Origin of the sequence: Brevibacterium luteolum (assembly GCF_013004595.1) — a bacterium.
GTDB classification, from domain to species: Bacteria; Actinomycetota; Actinomycetes; order Actinomycetales; family Brevibacteriaceae; genus Brevibacterium; species Brevibacterium luteolum.
Genome location: NZ_JABEMC010000013.1, coordinates 1 through 20515, shown reverse-complemented (window position 1 = coordinate 20515; position 20515 = coordinate 1). Strand labels below are relative to the sequence as shown.

16 protein-coding genes and 2 pseudogenes are annotated in these 20515 nt (G+C 65.3%); 4 read left to right on the top strand and 14 right to left on the bottom strand.

All coding sequences use genetic code 11. From position 1 onward, the window contains the following. Positions 1–37: 37 nt before the first annotated feature. A complete protein-coding gene (locus HLA91_RS13075; protein WP_170275055.1) occupies positions 38–454 on the top strand; it encodes a hypothetical protein in 417 nt (138 codons plus the stop codon). 60 nt (positions 455–514) lie between these two features. Here the strand turns inward: HLA91_RS13075 and hrpA are convergent, their stop codons facing one another. Continuing rightward, entirely contained in the window at positions 515–4645 is a 4131-nt protein-coding gene (hrpA, locus tag HLA91_RS13070) for an ATP-dependent RNA helicase HrpA (protein ID WP_170275054.1), read from the bottom strand. A gap of 126 nt (positions 4646–4771) precedes the next feature. Between hrpA and HLA91_RS13065 the strand changes: the two genes are divergently transcribed. Further along, complete coding sequence (locus tag HLA91_RS13065; protein WP_170275053.1) at positions 4772–5698, top strand: AEC family transporter; 927 nt, start codon at positions 4772–4774, stop codon at positions 5696–5698. Positions 5699–5864: 166 nt separating this feature from the next. Then, positions 5865–7169 carry a TIGR01906 family membrane protein gene (locus HLA91_RS13060; protein ID WP_338076752.1) on the top strand — a complete coding sequence of 435 codons (1305 nt, stop codon included), beginning with the start codon at positions 5865–5867 and terminating at the stop codon, positions 7167–7169. A 103-nt stretch (positions 7170–7272) separates the two neighbouring features. Here the strand turns inward: HLA91_RS13060 and HLA91_RS13055 are convergent, their stop codons facing one another. The 9 genes and pseudogenes from HLA91_RS13055 to HLA91_RS13015 all read right to left on the bottom strand — a co-directional run. After that, positions 7273–8073, bottom strand: a complete 801-nt coding sequence (locus HLA91_RS13055) for a potassium channel family protein (RefSeq protein WP_170275052.1) — start codon at positions 8071–8073, stop codon at positions 7273–7275. 68 nt (positions 8074–8141) lie between these two features. Next, positions 8142–8528: a hypothetical protein gene (locus HLA91_RS13050; protein ID WP_165882363.1), complete on the bottom strand. Its 387-nt coding sequence runs from the start codon at positions 8526–8528 to the stop codon at positions 8142–8144. Between the two features lie 222 nt (positions 8529–8750). Further along, positions 8751–9698 (bottom strand): cation diffusion facilitator family transporter, encoded by a 948-nt coding sequence (locus tag HLA91_RS13045; RefSeq protein ID WP_170275051.1) that lies wholly within the window; start codon positions 9696–9698, stop codon positions 8751–8753. Positions 9699–9736: 38 nt separating this feature from the next. After that, a complete protein-coding gene (locus tag HLA91_RS13040; RefSeq protein WP_170275050.1) occupies positions 9737–10114 on the bottom strand; it encodes an ArsR/SmtB family transcription factor in 378 nt (125 codons plus the stop codon). 75 nt (positions 10115–10189) lie between these two features. Continuing rightward, on the bottom strand, positions 10190–10399 hold the full coding sequence (locus tag HLA91_RS13035; RefSeq protein WP_170275049.1) for a hypothetical protein: 210 nt from the start codon (positions 10397–10399) through the stop codon (positions 10190–10192). A 232-nt stretch (positions 10400–10631) separates the two neighbouring features. Then, positions 10632–11762 (bottom strand): NAD(P)/FAD-dependent oxidoreductase, encoded by a 1131-nt coding sequence (locus HLA91_RS13030; RefSeq protein WP_170275048.1) that lies wholly within the window; start codon positions 11760–11762, stop codon positions 10632–10634. Between the two features lie 141 nt (positions 11763–11903). Then, a complete protein-coding gene (locus HLA91_RS13025; RefSeq protein ID WP_170275047.1) occupies positions 11904–12206 on the bottom strand; it encodes a putative quinol monooxygenase in 303 nt (100 codons plus the stop codon). Then, on the bottom strand, positions 12203–12775 hold the full coding sequence (locus HLA91_RS13020; RefSeq protein ID WP_420867893.1) for a DJ-1/PfpI family protein: 573 nt from the start codon (positions 12773–12775) through the stop codon (positions 12203–12205). Before HLA91_RS13020 ends, HLA91_RS13025 begins: the two co-directional genes overlap by 4 nt. A gap of 253 nt (positions 12776–13028) precedes the next feature. Then, positions 13029–13787, bottom strand: a pseudogene (locus tag HLA91_RS13015) (alcohol dehydrogenase catalytic domain-containing protein); the annotation flags it as partial. A 277-nt stretch (positions 13788–14064) separates the two neighbouring features. Between HLA91_RS13015 and HLA91_RS13010 the strand changes: the two are divergent. Next, a complete protein-coding gene (locus HLA91_RS13010) occupies positions 14065–14490 on the top strand; it encodes a hypothetical protein (protein WP_239557060.1) in 426 nt (141 codons plus the stop codon). Positions 14491–14512: 22 nt separating this feature from the next. Here HLA91_RS13010 and HLA91_RS13005 read toward each other — a convergent pair whose 3' ends face one another. The 4 genes and pseudogenes from HLA91_RS13005 to HLA91_RS12990 all read right to left on the bottom strand — a co-directional run. Next, positions 14513–15040 carry a hypothetical protein gene (locus HLA91_RS13005; RefSeq protein ID WP_170275044.1) on the bottom strand — a complete coding sequence of 176 codons (528 nt, stop codon included), beginning with the start codon at positions 15038–15040 and terminating at the stop codon, positions 14513–14515. A gap of 95 nt (positions 15041–15135) precedes the next feature. Beyond that, a complete protein-coding gene (locus HLA91_RS13000; protein WP_170275043.1) occupies positions 15136–18810 on the bottom strand; it encodes a YobI family P-loop NTPase in 3675 nt (1224 codons plus the stop codon). A gap of 87 nt (positions 18811–18897) precedes the next feature. After that, a complete protein-coding gene (locus HLA91_RS12995) occupies positions 18898–19251 on the bottom strand; it encodes a sulfate permease (RefSeq protein ID WP_170275042.1) in 354 nt (117 codons plus the stop codon). 146 nt (positions 19252–19397) lie between these two features. Further along, a pseudogene (locus HLA91_RS12990) lies at positions 19398–20243 on the bottom strand (MobF family relaxase); the annotation flags it as partial. Between the last annotated feature and the right edge of the window lie 272 nt (positions 20244–20515).

Sequence of the window (20515 nt, the reverse complement as noted above, 5' to 3'; positions counted from 1 at the left end):
CGGCACGTCGGTCGGCGCTCACTCCTTGTCTCTCCCAATGACCTGTTTCTCTCCCGATGACGCTGAGGACTCCATGAACCAGCACTCCGAGTACTCGCAGGTCGCCCGCGACCCCGAGCGTCGGGACAGACTCATCAAAGCACTCCCGCTTCTCATCGCTGCAATCGTCTCATTTCCGCTCGTGTGGCTGTCACTGCGGTTCTCGCTCATGGTCGGCCAGATCGCCTACTACGTCATCCTCATGGGCACCTCGGCGCTGAACATCCTGGGCCTGGGCATCATGACGCTGCTGGGCGCAGCCGGTCTCATCGGCGCGATCGTGTGCCTGTGGCGCGGGTTCAAACACCGCACCTGGAAGTGGCGGATCGGCTGGGCGCTCGGGGCGATCGCCTGTGCTGGTGCGCTGCCGCTGAGCTGGGTGCTGCTCGGCTACACCTCCGGCCCGCCCCTCTGATCTCGCGTGTCTGATTCCGCCGGTCTGATCCTGCCTGATGCGATCGGACCCCGTCCAGACCTACAGCGCCGCGAGCGCCTTGTGGATCCGGGTGTCGCTGACTGGGTGGGCGGTCGGCAGGTGCTGGGCGAAGTAGGAGATGCGCAGCTCCTCAACTGACCACAGCACCGCAGCCCAGTCAGCGGGCACGCCGGCCGCCTGGACCGGAACCGGCAGATCCGCCAGGTTCGGGAACGCCTTGGTCAGCGCCTGTTCGACCTTGCCCGCCACCACGCTGATGCGGTCCATGAGCTGCCGGTCACGGGCGGGACTCTCCTGCATCTTCGCCACCCGGTGTTCGGCTGCCTGCAGGTACACCGGGAAGCGGGCGAGTGCTGCCGCGTCGGTGATCTCGAAGACATCGGCGGTCATGAGGTCGATGAGCCAACTGCGCACATCGGCCAGCTGTTGGACAAGCGTGAGCGAGGAGGCCGCACTGATCGCCTTGTCGACAGCGGTCGCACGGGTGAGGATGTCGACGACGAGGCCGACAGCTCGGGTTGCCTCGGTGATAAACCCGGCATCGACCCGCCGGAACACGGTGTCGAACTCCTCGCGGGTGCGCACGGTCGTATCGGAGCCGAGCAGCCGGTCGGCGGCGATCCGGGCGCACGAGCCGAGCAGGTCGGGCCGTGCCTGTGGAGTCGCTGCCCCGAATCCGGTCTTCGCATGCCCGGCGAGCACGAGCTTTTCGTTCGTCGACAGGTGCTCGGCGATGTAGTCGATGCGCGATTTCAAGGCGATGACGAGCAGCCGGATGAGCCCGGCCCGGGTGCGGCGGGCGGCCTCTTCAGCGGTTGAGAACGCGGTGATGGCAACGGCGTCGCGATCATCGCGCAGGCCGGGGTGGACCTCGGTCTCCTTTCCGGTGGGCACTGGCCGGGTGTCGAGGGTGAAATCCCAGGTGCGGATCCCGGTTCGCTCTGTGAAAGTCGTCTTCTGTGCAGCCTTCTCGGCCGGTTTCGGTGCCGCGGCCGAGGCGGTGAGCTGGCGGGGATCGCGGGTCGGCTGGCTCGTCTTCCCCCCGTGACGGGTGGTGAACTCCATGACGAGGTGGGCCGGCAGCCGGCCGGTATCGAAATCACTGGCATTGACGGTGATCGGGACGAGGTCGGTGAGCTCTCCCCCGCCGGCGCGGGCGGTGAGTTCGGCGGCGAGCACCTCAGGCAGCCGGCCGGCGTAGGGTTCGAGCACGTTAAGAATGTCGGTGGCGACATCGGGGGCGGGCACGAAGTAGCGGCGCTTGGCCTTCGGCAGGGAGCGGATGAGCGCGGTGACGAGCTCATGCCGCAGGCCCGGCACCTGCCAGGTGAACACGTCGGTGTCGACGTCGGCGAGCGCAGCGGCGGGAAGTTCGACGGTCACGCCGTCGGTCGCCTGACCAGGAGCGTAGGCGTAGTGCAGCTTCGCCTCCGAACCGTCCGGCAGCGCCCAGGTGAGCGGGAAGTCGCTGGCGGCCCTGGCGGACATATCGGCCGAATCGTCGGCGAGCAGCGCCTCGGGGTCGATGTCGAGGAACTCGGGTTCGCTGCGGCGCTTCTTCTTCCACCAGGAGTTGAAGTGAGCTCCGGAGATGATGGTGGTTGGCAGCCGGTTGTCGTAGAAGTCGAAGAGCACATCGTCTTCGGCCAGCAGGCGGTGGTCGCGCATCCGGGAGGCGAGTCGCTCGGCCTCGTCGATGGCCTGGGCGTTGCGGCCCAGGAACGGGTGGCGGTCATTCCACTCCCCGTCGATGAGGGCGCGCCGGATGAACATGTCGCGGGCGGCTTCCGGGTCGATGCGCCCGTAGCCGATGCGCTGATCGGAGATGAGGGTGACGCCGTAGAGCGAGATCCGCTCATAGGCCATCGCCTGCCCGCCCTTCTTCGACCAGTGCGGTTCGGAGTGCTGGCGGGTGACGAGCTCGCCTGCGGCCTCGACGATCCACTCCGGTTCGACAGCGGCGACCGTCCGGGCCCACAGCCGGGAGGTTTCAACCAGTTCGGCGGCGACGACGACCTCGGGCGCGGACTTGAACAGCCCGGAACCGGGGAAGATCTGGAACTTCGTGCCGCGTGCGCCCTGGTAGTCGTAGCCGCGGCGCTTGGGCCGGCGCTCACCGGGCCGGGGCTTGGGTTCCGGTGCCCGGGCCCCGATCATCGACAGCAGGCCGGTCAGCAGCGCCCGGTGGATGGCCACGGCATGCGGATCCATCCCCTCCGGGGCACTCGGCGCGCCCTTCCTGCCGTCGCGGCCGCCGCCTCGGGACCGGCCGCCAGCACGCGTGTTGGTGTCATCGCCACTGCCGGGCCGCCAGCGGGAGCGGTCGATCTTGACGCCCACACCCCCGAGGAGGTGGCGCAGCTGGGTGACGAGGTCCTGCCATTCGCGCACGCGCACGAAGTTGATGAACTCGGCCTTGCACAGTTTGCGGAACTTCGATGACGACAGGGCGGCGGCGTTGTCGGCCAGGTGGTTCCACAGGTTGAGCAGGGTGAGGAAGTCGCTGTGCGGGTCGGTGAAGCGGGCGTGGAGCTCATCGGCTTGGGCGCGCACCTCAGCCGGGCGTTCGCGCGGGTCCTGGATGGACAGGCCCGCGACGATGACGGCGACTTCGCCGCCGCACCCGGCCTCGGCGCCGGCGAGCACCATGCGGGCAAGCCTCGGGTCGATCGGCAGTTTGGCGAGCAGCCGGCCGATCTTCGTCAGCCGGATCCGCCCGGTCTCATCGGTGCGCGTCGCCCCGAGTTCGCCGAGCAGCACGCGGCCGTCGCGCACGGCCTTCGACTCGGGTGGGGTGAGGAAGGGGAATGAGGTGATATCGGCTTCGGTGTACGCGAAGCCCAGCGAGATCATCTGCAGGATGACGCTGGCGAGGTTGGTGCGCAGGATCTCCGGGTCGGTGAACTCGGGGCGGGCCTCGAAATCGTCTTCGGAGTACAGGCGGATGCAGATGCCGTCGCTCGTGCGCCCGCAGCGGCCCATGCGCTGGTTGGCTGAGGCCTGGGAGACGCGTTCGATCGGCAGCCGCTGGACCTTCGTGCGGTTGGAATACCGCGAGATGCGGGCAGTGCCGGCGTCGATGACGTATTTGATGCCGGGCACCGTCAGCGAGGTCTCGGCGACATTGGTGGCCAGCACGATCCGCGGCCGGTCATGGGGTGCGAACACCCGCTGCTGTTCGGCAGACGACAGCCGGGCGAACAGCGGGATGACCTCCCACTGAGCGAACCTCGGACCCTTCTTCTGCAGGTGGGCGCCGAGTGCGTCTGCGGTGTCGCGGATCTCGCGTTCGCCGGAGAGGAAGACGAGGATGTCGCCGGGGGCTTCGCGGGCGAGTTCGTCGACGGCGGTGAGGATCCCCTCCGTCTGGTCGGCAGCACCTGCTTCGTAGTCGCCGTCGGCGCCGGGCCCGTCGGGATCGTCGTCGCTGGCGGTGTCATCGGCCAGCGGCCGGTAGCGGACCTCGACGGGGTAGGTGCGTCCGGAGACGCTGATGATCGGTGCCGGGCCGTCCGGCGAGGCGAAGTGCTCGGCGAAGGATTCCGGGTCGATCGTCGCCGAGGTGATGATGACCTTGAGATCCGGGCGGGTCGGCAGCAGCCGGGCGAGCGAGCCGAGCAGGAAGTCGATGTTGAGGCTGCGTTCGTGGGCCTCGTCGATGATGATGACTTCGTAGTCGCGCAGTTGCCGATCGTGCTGGAGTTCGGCGAGCAGGATGCCATCGGTCATGACTTTGACGCGGGTGGCGTCGGCGACCTGGGAGGTGAACCGGACCTGGTAGCCGATGCCGGTGCCGAGTTCCTGGTCGAGTTCGTCGGCCAGGCGGGAGGCGACTGCGCGAGCGGCGATGCGGCGGGGCTGGGTGTGGCCGATGAGCCCGGTGATGCCGTACCCGAGTTCGAGGCAGATCTTCGGTATCTGGGTGGTCTTTCCCGAGCCGGTCTCACCGGCGATGATGACAACCTGATTCTCACGGATCGCCTCGGCGATCTCGTCGCGGTGTTCGCTGACGGGCAGTTCGGCCGGATAGGTGATGGCGATGTCGAGACCGGCGCGGGCAGCCTGGCGGGCAGCAGCGCGTTCGGCGTGCTGTCGTTTGGAGGGGCGATGCGGGCGGTCGCTGCGCGAGCGCGCGCCGCGGCGCCGGCGGCCGGGCCGGGAATCAGACATAACCCCACCAGGTTAACCCGTCCGCTTCGCGACACCGGCGGCCCACCAGCTCAGCCTCAGGTCTAAAGTGGGCACCGCCGGGATTCCCGGTCACCGCTGCGAAGACGTAAAGGAGATGGCCGCACCGTGCTCGATGTGCTCGAAGGCTTCGGCGTCATCGCCGTTGTCATCTTCGCCGGCCTCATGCTCGGCCGTTCTGGGGTGCTCGGCCCGACCGGCCAGCAGGTGCTCGCCCGTGTCGTCTTCTACGTCGCCACCCCCGCGCTGCTCTATGTCACGATCTCCTCGACGGACATCGATGCGATCTTCTCGCCTGCCCTGCTGGCCACCGGCGGCTCGGCGGTGCTCGTGTTCACCGGGATCTTCGCCTTCACGCTGTGGTCCCGGCGGCGCAGCTTGGGTGAGGCGACGATCAGCGCCATGGCCTCGGGCTATGTCAACATCGGCAATCTCGGCATCCCGATCGCCACCTATGTGCTGAAGGACCTGAGCTTCGTCGCCCCGGTGCTGCTCTTCCAGCTCATCCTGCTCAGCCCCATCATCATGGTGCTGCTCGACTCCACCCGGGCACAGGCCGACAGTCAGTGGTGGCGTCCGCTGCTCATGGTGCTGCGCAACCCGATCGTCATCGGCGCTGCCCTCGGCGTGGCCGGCTCGCTGACCGGGTGGCGGCTGCCCGAGGTGGTGCACGAGCCGGTGAGCATGCTCGCGGCGATGTCGGTGCCGGGCATGCTGCTGGCCTTCGGCATCTCACTCAAGGACGGCTGGAAGCTCCCGCCGGCCGGTTCGCGCCGCCAGCTTGTCCTCATCACGGTCACCAAACTCGTCATCCAGCCGCTGATCGCCTGGCTCATCGGCGGGGTGCTGCTCGGCTATGACGGTCTCATGCTCATGGGCATCGTCGTGACCTCGACCCTGCCGACGGCGCAGAACGTCTACATCTACGCCATGGAGTACAAGGCCTCGGCTCAGCTGGCCCGTGACGCCGTGTTCATCACCACGATCCTCTCGGTTCCTGCCGTGGTGGTTGCAGCGCTGCTGTTCGGAGTCTGAGCCCGGCTCCCGGATCTGAGACCCGAGGCCGGGAGCTGAATCCCAGGGCCAGGAGCTGAGCCCCATGGCTGGCCGTGGGCCGGCAGACTTCGCGAGCCCGGCCTGACTTGCCGGTTTGTGCGTGTCGCTCCACTGGCGCAGCGGTCATCCGGCGAACAATGGGAGAGTGGCTATTGACGACTCGACAAACACCGACGACCTGCTCTCGCGGCGGATGAGCTCCGGCAGCGAGCCGGACTCATCGGCCGAGTTGAGCGACGGTGCCTCCGGCTCCCGCCGCCACGACCGCGAGGCGCACATCGGCGAGCACGTCGCAGATGAGCAGACCTTCTCGATTGATGCGTCCGCCACTGATGAGTCGTCCGGTTCGCCGCTGAGTGAGGAGACTGCCGAGTTCGACCCGATCGCCGACCGCAACCGGGAGCTGCGCGACCGCGCCTTCGCCCAGAGCACCCCCGACCCTCACGCCACCGCCGAACACCGCCCCATCGACGCCGGCACCAGCACAGCCACCGGCACCGGCGCTGCCGCCGGTGCCACCACCTCGGGCGCGGCCGTGGCCCCTTCCCACCAGATCCGCACCCGCGGCCACCACGACGCCCATGACGATCTCGACGAGCCGGCCAGAACGCGCGTGAACGCCCTCGACATCATCGGCGGAATCTGGATTGCGCTGGCCACCCCCTTCGTGCTCGCGGGCCTGGCCGTCAGACTCATCGCCTCGGGCCTGTTTCTGAAATTCGCATACTTCTGGCGGCCCGGCTTCCCGGCCGATGCCTACGGCTTCACCAACGACGACCGGCTGCACTACGGCTCCTACGTCGTCGACTATCTCAACAACTTCGACTCCAGCCGCTACCTCTCCGATGTCGTGCTGCCCAACGGGGTGCCGCTCTTCCAACCCGAAGAGATCGCGCATATGGAAGACGTCAAGGACCTCGTGTCCCTGCTCTACCTGATCGCCGTCATCGGCGCGATCGGCATGCTGCTCTTCGGCCTGTACATGTCACGGGCCAACGGGCCGGGCCTGCGCCACGCGCTGCGCTTCGGCGCACTGCTGACGATCATCGCCTTCCTCGCCCTCGGGGCGCTGGCGATGCTGGGCTGGGACCGGTTCTTCACCCAGTTCCACGCGATGTTCTTCGACGCCGGCACCTGGGAGTTCTACGTCGACGACGCCCTCATCCGCCTCTTCCCCGGCCAGTTCTGGGTTGACGCCGGCATCGCCGCAGCAGCGATCGTGCTGCTCATCTCCGCGCTCATCCTCGCACTGTCGTTCATCGGCTGCCGGCGTGCTGAGCGCAAGGAGCGCTCCCACGAACGCCGCAGGAACAAGGCTGAGAAGAAGGCCGAGCGCCGCAGCGACCGCGGCGAGCTGCCCGACCCGGCCACCCAGGCGAGCGGCCCACGCGAGGCGGGTACCGCCTCGGCGCCGGAGGAGACCACCCGCCCGGTCACGGTCCGCCCGTAGCAGCCGGAGGACCCGGCCGGCACGACGCGCAGCTGACGCGTCCCCACAGATCCTTCCCCCATCGACCCGAGTGGCTGTTTCCCCTGCCACTCGGGTCGAACTCTTATAAGTCGAGGCGTTCGCGACGCGGGCGCAGCACGCCGGCCGGTTCATCGGCCAGCTCGCCTGCGTGGGCGCCGTGGTGGCGTTCGTGCAGCTCGGCGGTCTGTTCGCTCAAGTGCCGGGCCTCGGCCTCCTCGTCTTCGGAGACGACGTCGACGATCCACGAGGCCAGGGTTGCGGTCACCGAGCCGATGAGGGCGATGCCGCAGATCATGAGCCCGACGGCGATGAACCGGCCGAGTGCGGTGATCGGGAAGTGATCGCCGTAGCCGACCGTCGTGATCGTCACGACCGCCCACCACAGCGCATCGACGAAGCTTGTGATGTTCGCCCCCGGGTAGTTCTGCTCGGCGTCGAGGACGGCCAGTGCTGCGACGAAGACGAGCACGACTGAGGCGGTGCAGATGAAGAGGGTGACTTTGCCGCGCAGGCGGGCGCCGGCGGTGCGGTGGATGAACCCGATGAGGGTGATGAGGCGCAGCAGGTACAGCGGCCTGAGGAACGGGAAAATGACGAGGGCGAGTTCGTGCAGGTGCGTCCAGAACCACAGGAAGCGGCGCCGGACGAGGATGAAGCTGACGATGTAGTCGATGGCGAAGACGACCCACATGGCGAGCATGACGCGTTCGGGCCACATGATCTCCGAGGGCCGCAGGTTGCCGATCACGACGTAGGCGTAGGCGGCTAAGAAGATGACGGCGGCGATGGCCATAGGCCATTCGGTCAGCTGCTGCCACCGCTGGTAGCGACTCTGCGGTACCGCGGTGTCTCGTGTCTGTGTGGTCTGTCTCGCCTCGCTCATGCTGATGTCAGTGTCGCATATGCGCAGGTGCGAGGGGGGTGCGTGCCGTCTGCCGGCGGTCGTGTCGGCTACTGCTGGGCGCCGGACATGAGCCGCGGTTCGGCGGGTGCGGCGGTCTCCGAGGCCGCCGGTGCCGGCGCCGGGGCGGGGGTCGCCGGGGCGGGGGTCGCCGGGGCTTCAAGGGGCTGGGATTCGACGCGCACCGGGCGTGGTGCGAGACGGCTCATGAGGGCTGCGATGAGGAAGATGATGCCGAAGAGTGCTGCCATGATGCCGAGCAGGGTGGCGGTCATCGTCAGGTGGTCGGTGAGTCCGGCGGGCGTGCGCAGCTCCCCAGAGGTGAAGGCGAACATCCAGAGGACGGCGCAGGCGGGGGCGGCCACGAGAAGGAACCGGATGATGAGCTCTTTGAGCATCGTGCTTCTTTCGGCTTCGGCAGGTTCGCAGTTGTGCATGGGAGTCAGTGGGCCTGGTGCGGCGTTTCGCATGCCGCTTCAGTGACAAGGCTAGCTGAGTGAACTCTGCGAATCAGCCGGTGTTATCGTCTCGTGCCGCACATGACGGGATTGAGACATACCCTCAACGCCCCGCCGCTGGCAGGAGGACTGAGTGTGGCGTGCGCAACTTCTCCGCTCGGCCGACGTTACCGAATTGTGATGCTGCGCGGGGCCTTCTCGTTACGGATGGACTGTGTCGTGGCTCTCACGCCGGCGGATGTCCTCGGTTTCGAGCTGGAACGTCGTGTGCTCGATCGAGACCTCGAAGTCCTCAGCGATGCAGCGGCGCAGCCCGTCGAGGATCTCGATCGCGTGGCCGTCGCTGAAGCAGGAGTCGTCGAGCACGACATGGGCGCTGAGTGTCGGCAGCCCGGAGGCGACGGTCGAGGCGTGCAGGTCGTGGACGTCGATGACGTGATCGACGGCGAGCATGTGGCGGCGGACCTCATCGAGGTCGAGGCCTGCCGGGGTGAAGTCCATGAGGATCCGGACGGCATCGCGCAGCAGGATGACCGCGCGCGGGATGATGAGGGCGGCGATGAGGAAGGCGGCCAGCGTGTCGGCGCGGGTGTAGCCCGTGGTGAGGATGAGGATCGCCGAGACCATGACCGCCAGCGTGCCGAGGGCGTCGACGAGGACTTCGAGGAACGCGGCCCGCATGTTCAGGCTCGCCTTCCGCCCGGCTGCCAGGGCGAGCATCGCTGCGACATTGAGGACCAGGCTGAGTGCGGCGACGATGAGCAGCGGACCGGCGGCGACCTCGGGCGGGGCGGCCCAGCGGCGGATGCCGTCGATGATTGCGTAGATGCTCACACCGACCAGCAGCAGGCCCTGGGCGAGTGCCGCGAGGCTCTCAAGCCGCCGGTAACCCCAGGTGCGCTCATTCGACGGCGGGCGGGCGATGAGGGTGACGGCGACGACGGCGATGAGCAGACCGGAGGAGTCGACGAAGGAGTGGACGAGGTCGACGAGCAGGGCAAGGCTGCCCGACAGCCAGGCGCCGATGAGCTGGACGACGACGATGGAGGCGACGAAGCTGAAGGCGATGAGCAGTCGGCGGCGCATGCCCGGAGCGTGTGAGGCTTCGGCGGCGCTGGGTGCGTGGCTGTGGTTGTGGTGTGCTCCCATGGTCTCCTCCTCCCTTGGTGCTGTGGCTGGCGCTCGGTTCAGCCGGCGGCCGGCTGGTGCGGTTCGGTTGCGTGCAGGTGCTGACAGAGCACCGCGTGGGCGCCGGTCGCAGTCAGTACGCGTTCGGCTGCGGTGATGAGCCCGCGCAGCAGCTCGGGTTCGGCCAGTGCGTACCAGGTGGCGCGGCCTTCGGGCCGGGCGGTGAGCAGCCGGCATTCGTGCAGGAAGGCGATGTGCTTGCTCACCGTCGACTGCGCCAGGCCCATGTGCGCCACCAGGTCGCGCACCCGGTGCGGGCCGGAGGCCAGGTGCTGGACGATCGCCAGGCGGGTCGGTTCGGCCAGCGCCTGGAATAGATGGGCGTACGCGGTCGTGGCCGCTTCGTCGATTGATATCACGTCAGCTTTCATCGCCATAGAACGATGGTATCACTCAAAGGTGATGCCGCTTTCGTCCGGGCGCCGCTTTGCCTGGGACGGCTTCTGTGTCGTTCATCCTGATTCGCCCCGGGTCTGGTGGAGGCTCTGATCCCACGGGCGGATGAGGAGCATGGCAGCACCGAGGAAGTACAGCGTTGAGCTCCAGGCGCGGGCCACGCGGATGGCCTCGGGCGCCAGGAAGGGCTGACCGCAGCGGGCCAGCCCGAACCCTTCCCCGAGGACTTCTTCGACCCCGACAGCGATTGGAGGCCCAACAGCCACGACACCCAGCCCACCGACGGCGCGCAGCCCTTCTAACCCCACACCGAAGGATGGTCCGTTGCACCACGTCCGGGGACTTGACCCCATGGTCCCGCTGGAGGCTCGTCTTCTGAACATCCCCGGCGTGGTTCAGCGTTCAGGATTCGAACCGGGCGTGGTCGGTCCGTTCACGTTGAAAGATCATATAATTCACCCCAGCTGGCGCAGGGCCGCAACCGTTGACCACCGTCAGCTAGGCCTGAGCCTCGCCGAGGCGCGCTTCGGGCCTGAGCTCGGCGCGGAGACCGCCGCCGGTCGCAGCCCGGGCGAGGGCGCGACCCAGCGATGGTGCCTGCTTGAATAGATTGTGACCGGCCACGAAGAAGACCGAGCCTGCCTCCCACACGGCCACGCCGTCCTCACTCCACGGGAGGTCGGTCACCCAGCAGTGGACGAAGTCGCGCGGCTCTGGGCGGAGACCGGGCAGCGCCCGTGTCACGTAATCGCGTGCGCGTTCGTCCAGCGATCGAATCGCCGCCGGGTCGATGAACGTTCCGTCGTCGCGGACGCCGACGGTGTCGCTGAGTCCGACCGAATAGCTGCTGTTGCCCGGTAGCGGCGTCGCGTAGACGCCGACTTCGCCGAAGACGCCGCTGCTGTCCTGCAGGCACGCGACTCGTGCCGGGGCGGCGGCTTTCACGTCGAAGGTCAGCCGAACGTGTGCGGCAAGGCGAACCGGCAGCGACAGGCCGACGCTGCGTGCCAGGCGGGCGGTTTCGCGGCCGGCGCACACGACCACCTTGGAGTAGACAGCCCGGTCGGTGACGCTGCGCACCTCGACCGTCCCGTCGGCGCGGGGATCGATGGAGATGACCTCACCGGTAGTGACCGCATCTGCCAGGGCACCTGTGAGTGCCGTGATCGCCGCGCGGGTGCGGATCGCGCCGCCCGACTCGTCGAGCACTGCTGGCCCCGAGTACCCAGCGAGCAGCGGCATCCGCTGGGCGACGTCGGCCGCGTCGATCTCGTGCGCTTCCACGCCGCCGACCTGGTCGAGCACCCGCAGCCGCGCCAGGGCGCTGTCGCCGATCGCGACGACACCGTCTGATGAGACCAGCTCAACGCCGAAGTGTTCGGCCCACTCATCCCATACGCCGCGGCTTTCGCGCGCGAATGCGACGAGTCGCGGGTCGTCGTGGGCATGCCGGAAGATCCGCGATTCGCCTGCGGACTGACCTGTCCCGGGCAGACCCGCCTCGTACAAGCGCACCGGCACGCCCTGCTCCCGCAGCGCGTACGCTGTCGACAGACCGACGATCCCGCCCCCGATCACTGCTACCTCGGGTGAACGCGTCGTGGCAACGCCGTCGTCAGTTCGTGTCATCGCGGTTCCTTGATCTGTTGGTGATTAGCGGTGGGCCGCAGGAGAAGGGGCCGCTGCAACGACGTCAGCGGGCTGTGTAAGCCCGAAGTCACCGCGCGCAGCGACCCCTCCTCTCTGGGCCAGTACTCCCGGTCTGTGGTGTCAGGCGGGGAGTTTGGAGCCCAGTACGTCGAGCTTTTCGATCGTGGGTTCGGAGAACAACGTGCCGGTCTGCTCGCCGAGAGCTGCCGCAACAGGGCCGGACAGGTGGGTATCACGTCCGGCGTCATCCGGGAACACGTCGAAGATCCCGAACGAGGTCGGCCCGAGGCGGATCGCGAACCACGCGGTGGTCGCCTGCTCGTCTTCAACAAGCGCACGGCCGCTGTCAAGGAACTCCTTCACGTCGTCCTCCTTCCCGGGTAACGCGTCAAACCTGACCAGCAATCCCTTGGTCACACTCATGGCTTCTCCTCTTCCTTTGTCGTGGTGCCCGCGAGTCGGGACACTATCGCCTCGGAGAACGCCGGTAGGTCCTCCGGCGAGCGGCTGGTGATGAGATTCTTGTCGACCACCACGTCCTGGTCGACGACGTCGGCGCCGGCGTTGCACAGGTCGGTGCGGATGTTCGGGAACGAGGTCAGGGTGCGACCGGCGGCCACGCCAGCCTCGATCAGCGTCCACGGCCCGTGACAGATCGCCGCCACTGGCCTGCCGCTCCGAACGAAGTCGCGGACGAAGGAAACGCCGTCCTTATCGACCCGGAGCTGGTCGGGGTTTACCGTGCCGCCGGGAAGCAGCAGGGCGTCGTGGTCGCCCACCGAGGCGTCGGCGTCCACCCCGTCGACGGTGAACGTGCCCGCCAGATCCGCGGCCATATCAGCTCGCCTTCTCTCCGCTCGACATCCCGGGCTTGATGACGACCTTGGTCCAGCCCTCGGCCCTGGAGTCGAAGTTCTTGTAGGCGTCGGCTGCCTGCTCCAGCGAAATCTCGTGGGAGACGATCCATGACGGCTTCGCCTTCCCAGCCGCAATCAGGTCGCGCAGCTGGCGGTTGTACTTCTTGACTGGGCATTGACCGTTGCCCATGGTCTGCCCCTTGAACCAGTGCAAGCCGAAGTCGACAGCCGCCTTGCCCTGTTTGGCCAGGTCGTCCTTGGCCCCAGGATCCTGAGGGACGAACACGCCGACGGTTCCGATCCCGCCGGTGAAACGGACCGAGTTGATGAGCATGTTCAGGGTGGCAGCCGGATCTTCGTTGCCCTGGGGATCGTGAGCCTGGTAGCCCACGCACTCGCAGCCGCGGTCGGCTCCGAGTCCCATTGTCTCGTCCAGCACGGCCTGCACAGGGTCGGTCTTGGAGTCGTCGATGGCAATCGCGCCGATCTGCTCGGCCAGCGCGAGCCGGTCGGGGTGGCGATCGACCACCATCACCTTCGCGGCGCCCTTGATCGTCGCGGACAAGGCGGCCATCAGTCCCACGGGACCGGCCCCGGCGATGACGACGCTGTCGCCCGGAACCACGCCGGCCATCTCAGTGGCATGGTAGCCGGTGGGGAAGATGTCGGAGAGCATGACGTAGTCGTTCTCCTTCTCCTCCGCGTCCTCACCCAGGCGCAGCGCGTTGTGGTCGCCGAAGGGCACCCGGAGCAGTTCTGCCTGCCCGCCGCCGTACGAGCCCATTTCGGCGAAACCGTAGGCCGCGCCGGCGGCCGACGGGTCAGGCTGCGTCGTCAGGCAGTAGTTCGTGAGCCCGCGCTCGCAGTTCTTGCAGAAACCGCACGAGATATTGAACGGCAGCACGACCCGGTCGCCCACCTTGACCTTCTCCACTCCCTGGCCGACCTCCACCACCTCTCCCATGTTCTCGTGACCGAAGGTCCGGCCCTGCTCGAAGGAGGTCCGGCCCTCGTACATGTGCAGGTCCGAGCCGCAGATGTTGGTTGCTGTCACCTTGACCAGCACATCAGTCGGCCGCTCGATCTTGGCGTCCGGAACATCCGTGACCGCGACATCTCTGGGGCCCTGATAGACAACAGCCTTCATGGCGAATCTCCAATCGTTGTGTGGTGACTTTCAGACCTGAACCGTCCTGGGTCTCGTTCCTATGCTACAGATGAAGTAGCGCACTTACTACAGATTGAAGTAGCGCACTTACTACGGATGAAGTAGCGCGCTGTCTGGGGTGAGCCGTCTTTGACCACTATCTAGGAATGAAACCCAGGACGGTTCACGGTGCTGGTTTGAGCGGCTGACCAGGCGTTTTGTGCTGGTATTGCTGGTGCACCTCGCTGGGTGGTTCTCAAACCCGCGCAAGCCCCTCATGACGCTGATTCGCCGGGTTCTGAGGGGAACGCGGCGCTCGGTGTCGCGTCCTGAGCGTCAGCCTGTCGAGGATGTGCGCGGCCCGGTCACGAAGAATTCGCCTCGTCCTCAAACCCGTTTGAGCGTCCCGAATCGGGCTGCGCTGGCGGAGCAGTACGCCAAGGGAGTACCGGTCGACGAGCTGGTGCGGCGGTTCGGGATACATCGCACGACTGTGCATCGGCTCGCCGCACAGGCAGGTGTCGCGGTGCGTCGTCGTGGTCTGGATGAGCGCGGGCGTCGAGAAGCTGCGCGGCTGTACGAGAAGGGCATGACGCTCGAAGAGGTCGCTGCCAAGTTGGGTGTCGGTGACGAGACGGTGCGCTCTGCGGTCGTCACTTCTGGCGGGACGATTCGCCAACGTGGCCGCCGTCCGTCTCTCTAGTCAAGTTCGGAGAGGGACGATGTCATCCACGTTGGCGACCGACCCAAGCCAGATGCATGTTGGCGACGAGCTTTCCTTGCCGCTGACGACCGCGCAGGATGCCGACGCGAGTGCGTCCTTCCACAAGTTGAACGCCGCTCGATGCGGGGTGAAGCAGCGCCTGATCTATGACGATCGGCCAACGCTTCCAAGTGCCGTGAACCTCCCAGGCGAGTCCCACGCCCAGGTGCTGGCCTTGGTTACGCACGGAGATCCAATGATCCGGATCGTCCGCGACGGCCTCAATAGCATTCCGGTCGGATGGTCCAGTTTGCATCGTCATGAACGTGTCAACTGGCAGCGCTTCAACCTGCCAGTCGACCTGTGCGAGATCGACGTTCTCATAATCTCGGAGGAAGGAAGCATTGCCTGCGTGGTCGTAGATCCACTGCTCGATGACATCGGCCGGCCAGCGCAGGTCGGCGACCATGTCTTGTCGTTGGAACTCTGTGATGCCGTAACCGCTCTCGCGACATCGTTGCGCCAGGTCAGTGAAATCAACAAGGCGCATACCGATATCCTTCTCAGCCCTCTGGCATCATCGAGGTCTTTAGCCAAGCAAGCTACCCGGGTCTATCTAAACTACGGTCAAAATGGCTGTCATCATCAGTGCCGCATGTTGACTCGGATTCCGCCGAGTAGTTTTGCTGGACCGAAGGAACTGACTCTGTTGCGACTCTGCAACGCTTTGAGCAGTTCCTCAGTTCCGTCGCGGTCCTTCAAGCGCGGACGATGGTAACCGGTTCTGGTCAGAGGCTCATAGTCGTCGCCCAATCCGAGCAGGATTTGATCTAGTAGCCCGAGTTCTATGTCGGGGAGATGCGGCTCTAGCAGACCCAGAACGTGCTCGGCCGGCGCACCAGCCTCGGCAAGCTTGACTAGTAGTTCAATAGAGACGTTGTTGCCTTTGCTTGCCCACTGGCAAAACGCGATCACGCTCTGCCGGGACAGACGATCAGTGACGAAATCTACGTCGTCGGCGATCGCGCGCTTCACAGCTGGTGTCAGGCGTCGACTCCGCATCACTTGAGCCAGATCGTCGCTCGACAACTCCAACTCGCATACGTACGACGCCAGTTGCTTGGACGCTGCGAAGTACTCCTCGCGGAATGCGAACGGGCGGTCACTCACGAGGGCGTACGTGTCGGCGGTATCAAACACCAGGTCCTTCTCTAGCAGCGCTGGAAGGAGGGCGAGGCCGACATCGGACAAGTGTTCGGGGTCCAAGCCATCGGCCAGGTCGAGCTGCCCGAGTAGGCGGACGGCTGCTGTCGACTCCAACGCACCGGAGTTGGCCAGTGCATATGCAAGCCCCAGCCTGGGCTCTTCTTCTACTTCCTCGGCCTTGGTGAGGTTGACCGTGCCGAGGTTCTCGATCAGTTCATCGTTGACTCCGAACTTGCTGACGAAGTGGCTCACGTTCCAGACAGTCGGCGCGAACCGACCTGCCGACACCACTTGTCCCCATGCTCCGTCGTCGAGGTCCGTCAGGTCGGCAACTTCGCAGGAGTCCGCCGCACGTGCCGCGACGAGGCGCACCGCAAACTCGGCTGCATCTGCGACGTCACCGAGCACAGCAACGAATGCGTCTGGACTCTCGACGGTCACCTCGTCGTCTTGGAGGATGTCAAGGTAGTCGTCCAGGTTCGCGAGCACATGCCTGTAGACCGAGTCATCGGCAGCGTTCATGACGTCAAGCGCTAGACCGGTGCTTTCGCCGAGAGCGACCGACAGGTTCATCCGCGCGACCGGGTAAAGGCCTGCGGCCACCGCTGCCTTGCGCTGTGTCTCTCCGAGCACACCGAGATCGCTTATCTGCGCGCCGAGACGACGCAGAAGAGCAATCAGGTCGGTCGCCTTCACCGCGTCCGTCTCGCCAACAAATGCCTGCATCTGGGCGTAGTGCTCCGACACGAACTCCGCGACCTGGTCAGACGCTTCGTAGTCTGTGTCCTGCGCGGCGCTCGTGATAGCCGCATCAACGAGGGCCACGACTACTTCGAGTTCTAGCGGTGCCTTCTCGACCAGATAAATGAAAACACCGTCCCAGCGCGGCGCCAATCGACTTATGAGCCCATCACGAGATTCGCCGTCTATCAGGTAGGCGTCGAGGAAAGAGGAGTCATCCCCCGAACGCGCGGCGAGCTTATCGATGGCCTTGTCGAGGTGTTCGGGACGTGCAGGCAAGTAGTAGTCAAACACTTCGACGTTAAAGACACTTTCGCCGTCGAGGAAGCGGGAACCCATCTCCTTCTCAACTGCTTCGATCGAGCTAGCCTCATCGAAGTGAAAGTGGGGAGCTGCGCGATCGGCTTGGACGCAGTGAAGGATGAAGTTCATCGCACTCACGCTGATCGCGATGTCATGGTAGTCCGAGCAGTACAGAGTGAAGTTCTCGTCGATGTAGCCCTTAGCCAGCAGATCGCGCCCCAAAGGAGATACAAGTTCGCTGATGATGGAGTCCAAATTGCGTTCGTCGCCATCCGTGGTTGGCATGACGAGGTCCGTCCTAGCGATAAGGTCCGCCATCGTGGACTTCGTGACGAAGTCTTTAGTCTCAAGTGCCACCCGGGAGTCGCGCTGAAGGCGGGCAACATCAGCGTCCACGGCGTCGTTCAACCCATCCGTGCCAGTCCCGGTCAGCGAGATCAGTTCGTCGAATGACAGTTCGATGCCGCTGTATCCTGAGCGAAGGAGATGTACCGAGTCGCGATTCTCGTACAATGACCTCCAGAAGTCACCTGATGTCAGGTCTGACAGTTGGTAGTCCTGCGACTGGTATCGAAGGACCGGCTTACCTCCGCGCCCTGTCGCTCGGTAGACGATCGGCAGCACCTCTTGTAGCCGCTCCCCGGCTGTCTGCGCATGCTTGTCCCAGAGAGCTTTTGTCCTCACTCGGTTCTGCGCCGTCTTGCTGCGCACCGCTTGACGTCGAGTTTGATACTCGACCATCTTGTGGAAGGCCCGGTGTGCCTCGTCGATCTTGCTTGTGCCGAGCCGGATGGCTTCGAAGTCTTCCAGGTGGAGGTTCTTGTAAACCATCATCGCGAACAGGCGGTCTGCGGTAAGTCCTTTGAGCCCATTCTCGCCGAGCACGGATGCGCGATAGATCTCGTACTCGTTTCTGATGTTGCGGATTACGCGCATGTCGGTCAGATGGGCGCCGACAAGGTTGACCAATGCGGTAGACGGCTGGTGGTCCGCTTTGGAGAACTCGGCCGCGAGCAGGTCCCGTGCCGAACGGTGGGTGATGAACGGAACCATCGGCACTACCAGGTCGAAAAACTTCGTCCTGTTCGCCGAAGGTGCAGACTCCAACGCAGACGCATGGCGGGCCGAAGTCTTGGTATCTTCACCGTCGGATTCTGTGTCTACTTGAATTTCCTCGAAGATGCTGTCCCGGACTGCGTAGACGAACTGAATCGGCCGTGACTTGATCTGCTCGGAGTTGTTCAAGACGGTGTTTAGCTCCCGCAGGGTCTCGAAGATGTGCGGGTCCTTGAACCGGTCTAGATCCTCAAAGATCGCGACCTTGGTCTTCGTCCGCTGGAAGAAGTAGACAATCTCGTCCAGGTACTCGTCGAAGTACGAGTTTTCTTTCGCGCTCAGCTTGACCGCTGCCCCGCCGGCGGAGACGCTCTCCACTCGTATCCGGTTCTGAAGGACGCGGAGGCCTAAGAACCAGACTCCGCCCACGAACGCGCCGAGGGCGCCGACAGTGGCCCAAGCTACCCACGAATGACTGTTGACCACGCTCGCGGGTGCCACGTCTTCGATGCGATTGACCAGCCCAAGAAGAACGGCCACTACGAAGAATCCGACTGCTACGACACCGCCCCACATCAAGGCTGGCCAAGGTTTGAATGAGTCGATGCGAAAGTACCTTGACCCCGGCATGTCCGAAGGCGGCTTCCGATAGAGGAGCTGCTTGACGATCTCCTTCTGGATGAGGTTCGTCAAGGGCGCAAGCGACCCGTCCTGCTGGATGCGTGCCCGCTTCGTGTCATCGATTCCCAGGCTCGACAACGACAAGTTGACCCACTTGGTACTGCGTTCGTCTAAACCCTCCTGGACACCAAGGATGACGCTGCTCTTGCCACTGCCGTAGTGACCCGCAAGAGCGATGTTCTTCGCAGCTGTTGCGGACTTGTCAGTTAGGACGTCGAGGAGGATAGCAGCGTTGCGTCCGTGGAGGTCCTCTTCGTACGCGGGTCCGAGACTCCGAAGGACGGGCACGGCAGAACTCGGTGCTGGTTGCCGCGCCGGTCGATCAGATGACATAGGTGAAATTCTACGGCAGGTGCCCGACATGACTGCGGTTCTCGGGCGTCTGAGCGACGCAGCGTGAAGGTCCTCGGGATCGTCTGGCTAGACGGTCGAGCCTGACAGCGGGGCGGCTCGCTGCTGTCGTCGACGTGCAGCGGCCTCACGGAGGCGGGCTCGGGTGAGCCAAGCGACGCTTGCAGGTCCGAGCCAGAGCATCTTGAACCCGTTCCAGATCGTCAGCAGGACGAGTAGGTGCAGCCAGCCTGGCGCTCCCTGATCGATCAGGCCGACGAGCCAGACGGCGGCGGCAAAGTACGGGATGGCCAGCATCATCGCTGATAGCCCCCACTTCATGCCGCGTCTGGTCCGTATGAGGTCAGCGAGGATGTTGGTGGGCATGTAGCGGCGCAGGAAGTTCCGGATGTGGATGCTGACCACTATCAGGAGGCGGAACATGTTCGGCTCCTCTCAATCGCACGTTTCACCTGAGGAGGCAGTGCGTTGAGAAGGGCCCGAAGTCGGGCCGACCGCGTGTGGCCGAGTGGTGAGGAGAAACCTGCCTCGCTTCTACGATACGCCCGAGTTCTGACGTCTTGAAGGGCTCACAGTCGCGGGCCGATCGGCTGATTTGCGATTGGACGCCGTCCCGGTCCGTCCTGTTGAGGCTTGGTGATGGCCTGTGCGCGGAGGAGAGCGGCATCGGCGCGGGCATGGTCAATCTTCTGCGCCGCGCTCTCTGGTTCGGGACCGAGAGCGCGGCTGCTGGTGACCTGATAGCGGTCGCGGTAGGTCGCCACCACTCTGGCATCGCGCCGCCACGCCTTCGCTTCTTTCTCGCCCTCGGGCACCGGGCCGAGCGCGGCAGTCCAGGGCTCTTGGTCAGTGAGGGCGCTATCCAGGACGGTGCTGGTGCGCTGCTCGATGAGCTGGCGACGTTCATCGAGCGCCTTGCGCATCTCGCCTGCCATCGGACCATCCACGGATGGGATCAGTCCGGCGATGAGCCGTGGCGTCTTGCGGGTGCGGCCTGAGCCGGCCGGGTGGGCGGTGGCGCGGGCTACGCGGTAGTGCAGGACGGAGGCGATCTCGTCAGCATCGGCGAACCCGCGCGCGGCGACCAGGCGCGGGAACAAGCGGTCTACGTCGTGGTGGTTGGCCTCAGCCCGGCGCAGCTCGGCGGTGAGCGCCCCGAACGCGTCAGACTCGATCGCGGCGTCGGCTTGTTCGGCGGTGAGTCCGGAGGACCGGATGAGGGTGGCCCAGCGGTCGTGTTGGGCTGCGGCGGCGATGGTCTCGTACTCGGCGGCAAGTTGGGCGATCGAGCCCCAGTGCTCCTGTTCGGCGGTGATGGTCTCGTGCGCGGACAGCTCGGCCACAACGTGTTGCAGGACGCCATACAGCACGGACCGGCCGGTCGCGTCGGGGTTGGCACCGGGATGCGGGCTAGCTGTACTAACCACGGTGTCAAGCCCCGGGTTTTGTAGAGGCTCCTTTTCTTGATTTCCTAAGCAGCAGCGGACTCTGTCGCAGACTGGTTGATCCATTCGGAATGGACCTCGATAGGCGGTCGGTAGTCAATCGCTGAATGCAGCCGTTGGGACTGCTGAAGGTTTGGTTGACTCCGGGGTTTACGCCGCCAGAGCGACGGCCTTGTGATGAACAAGCTCGTATTCAACCGGGGTCAGTTTACCCAAACGCCGTTGCCGACGCTTGCGGTGAT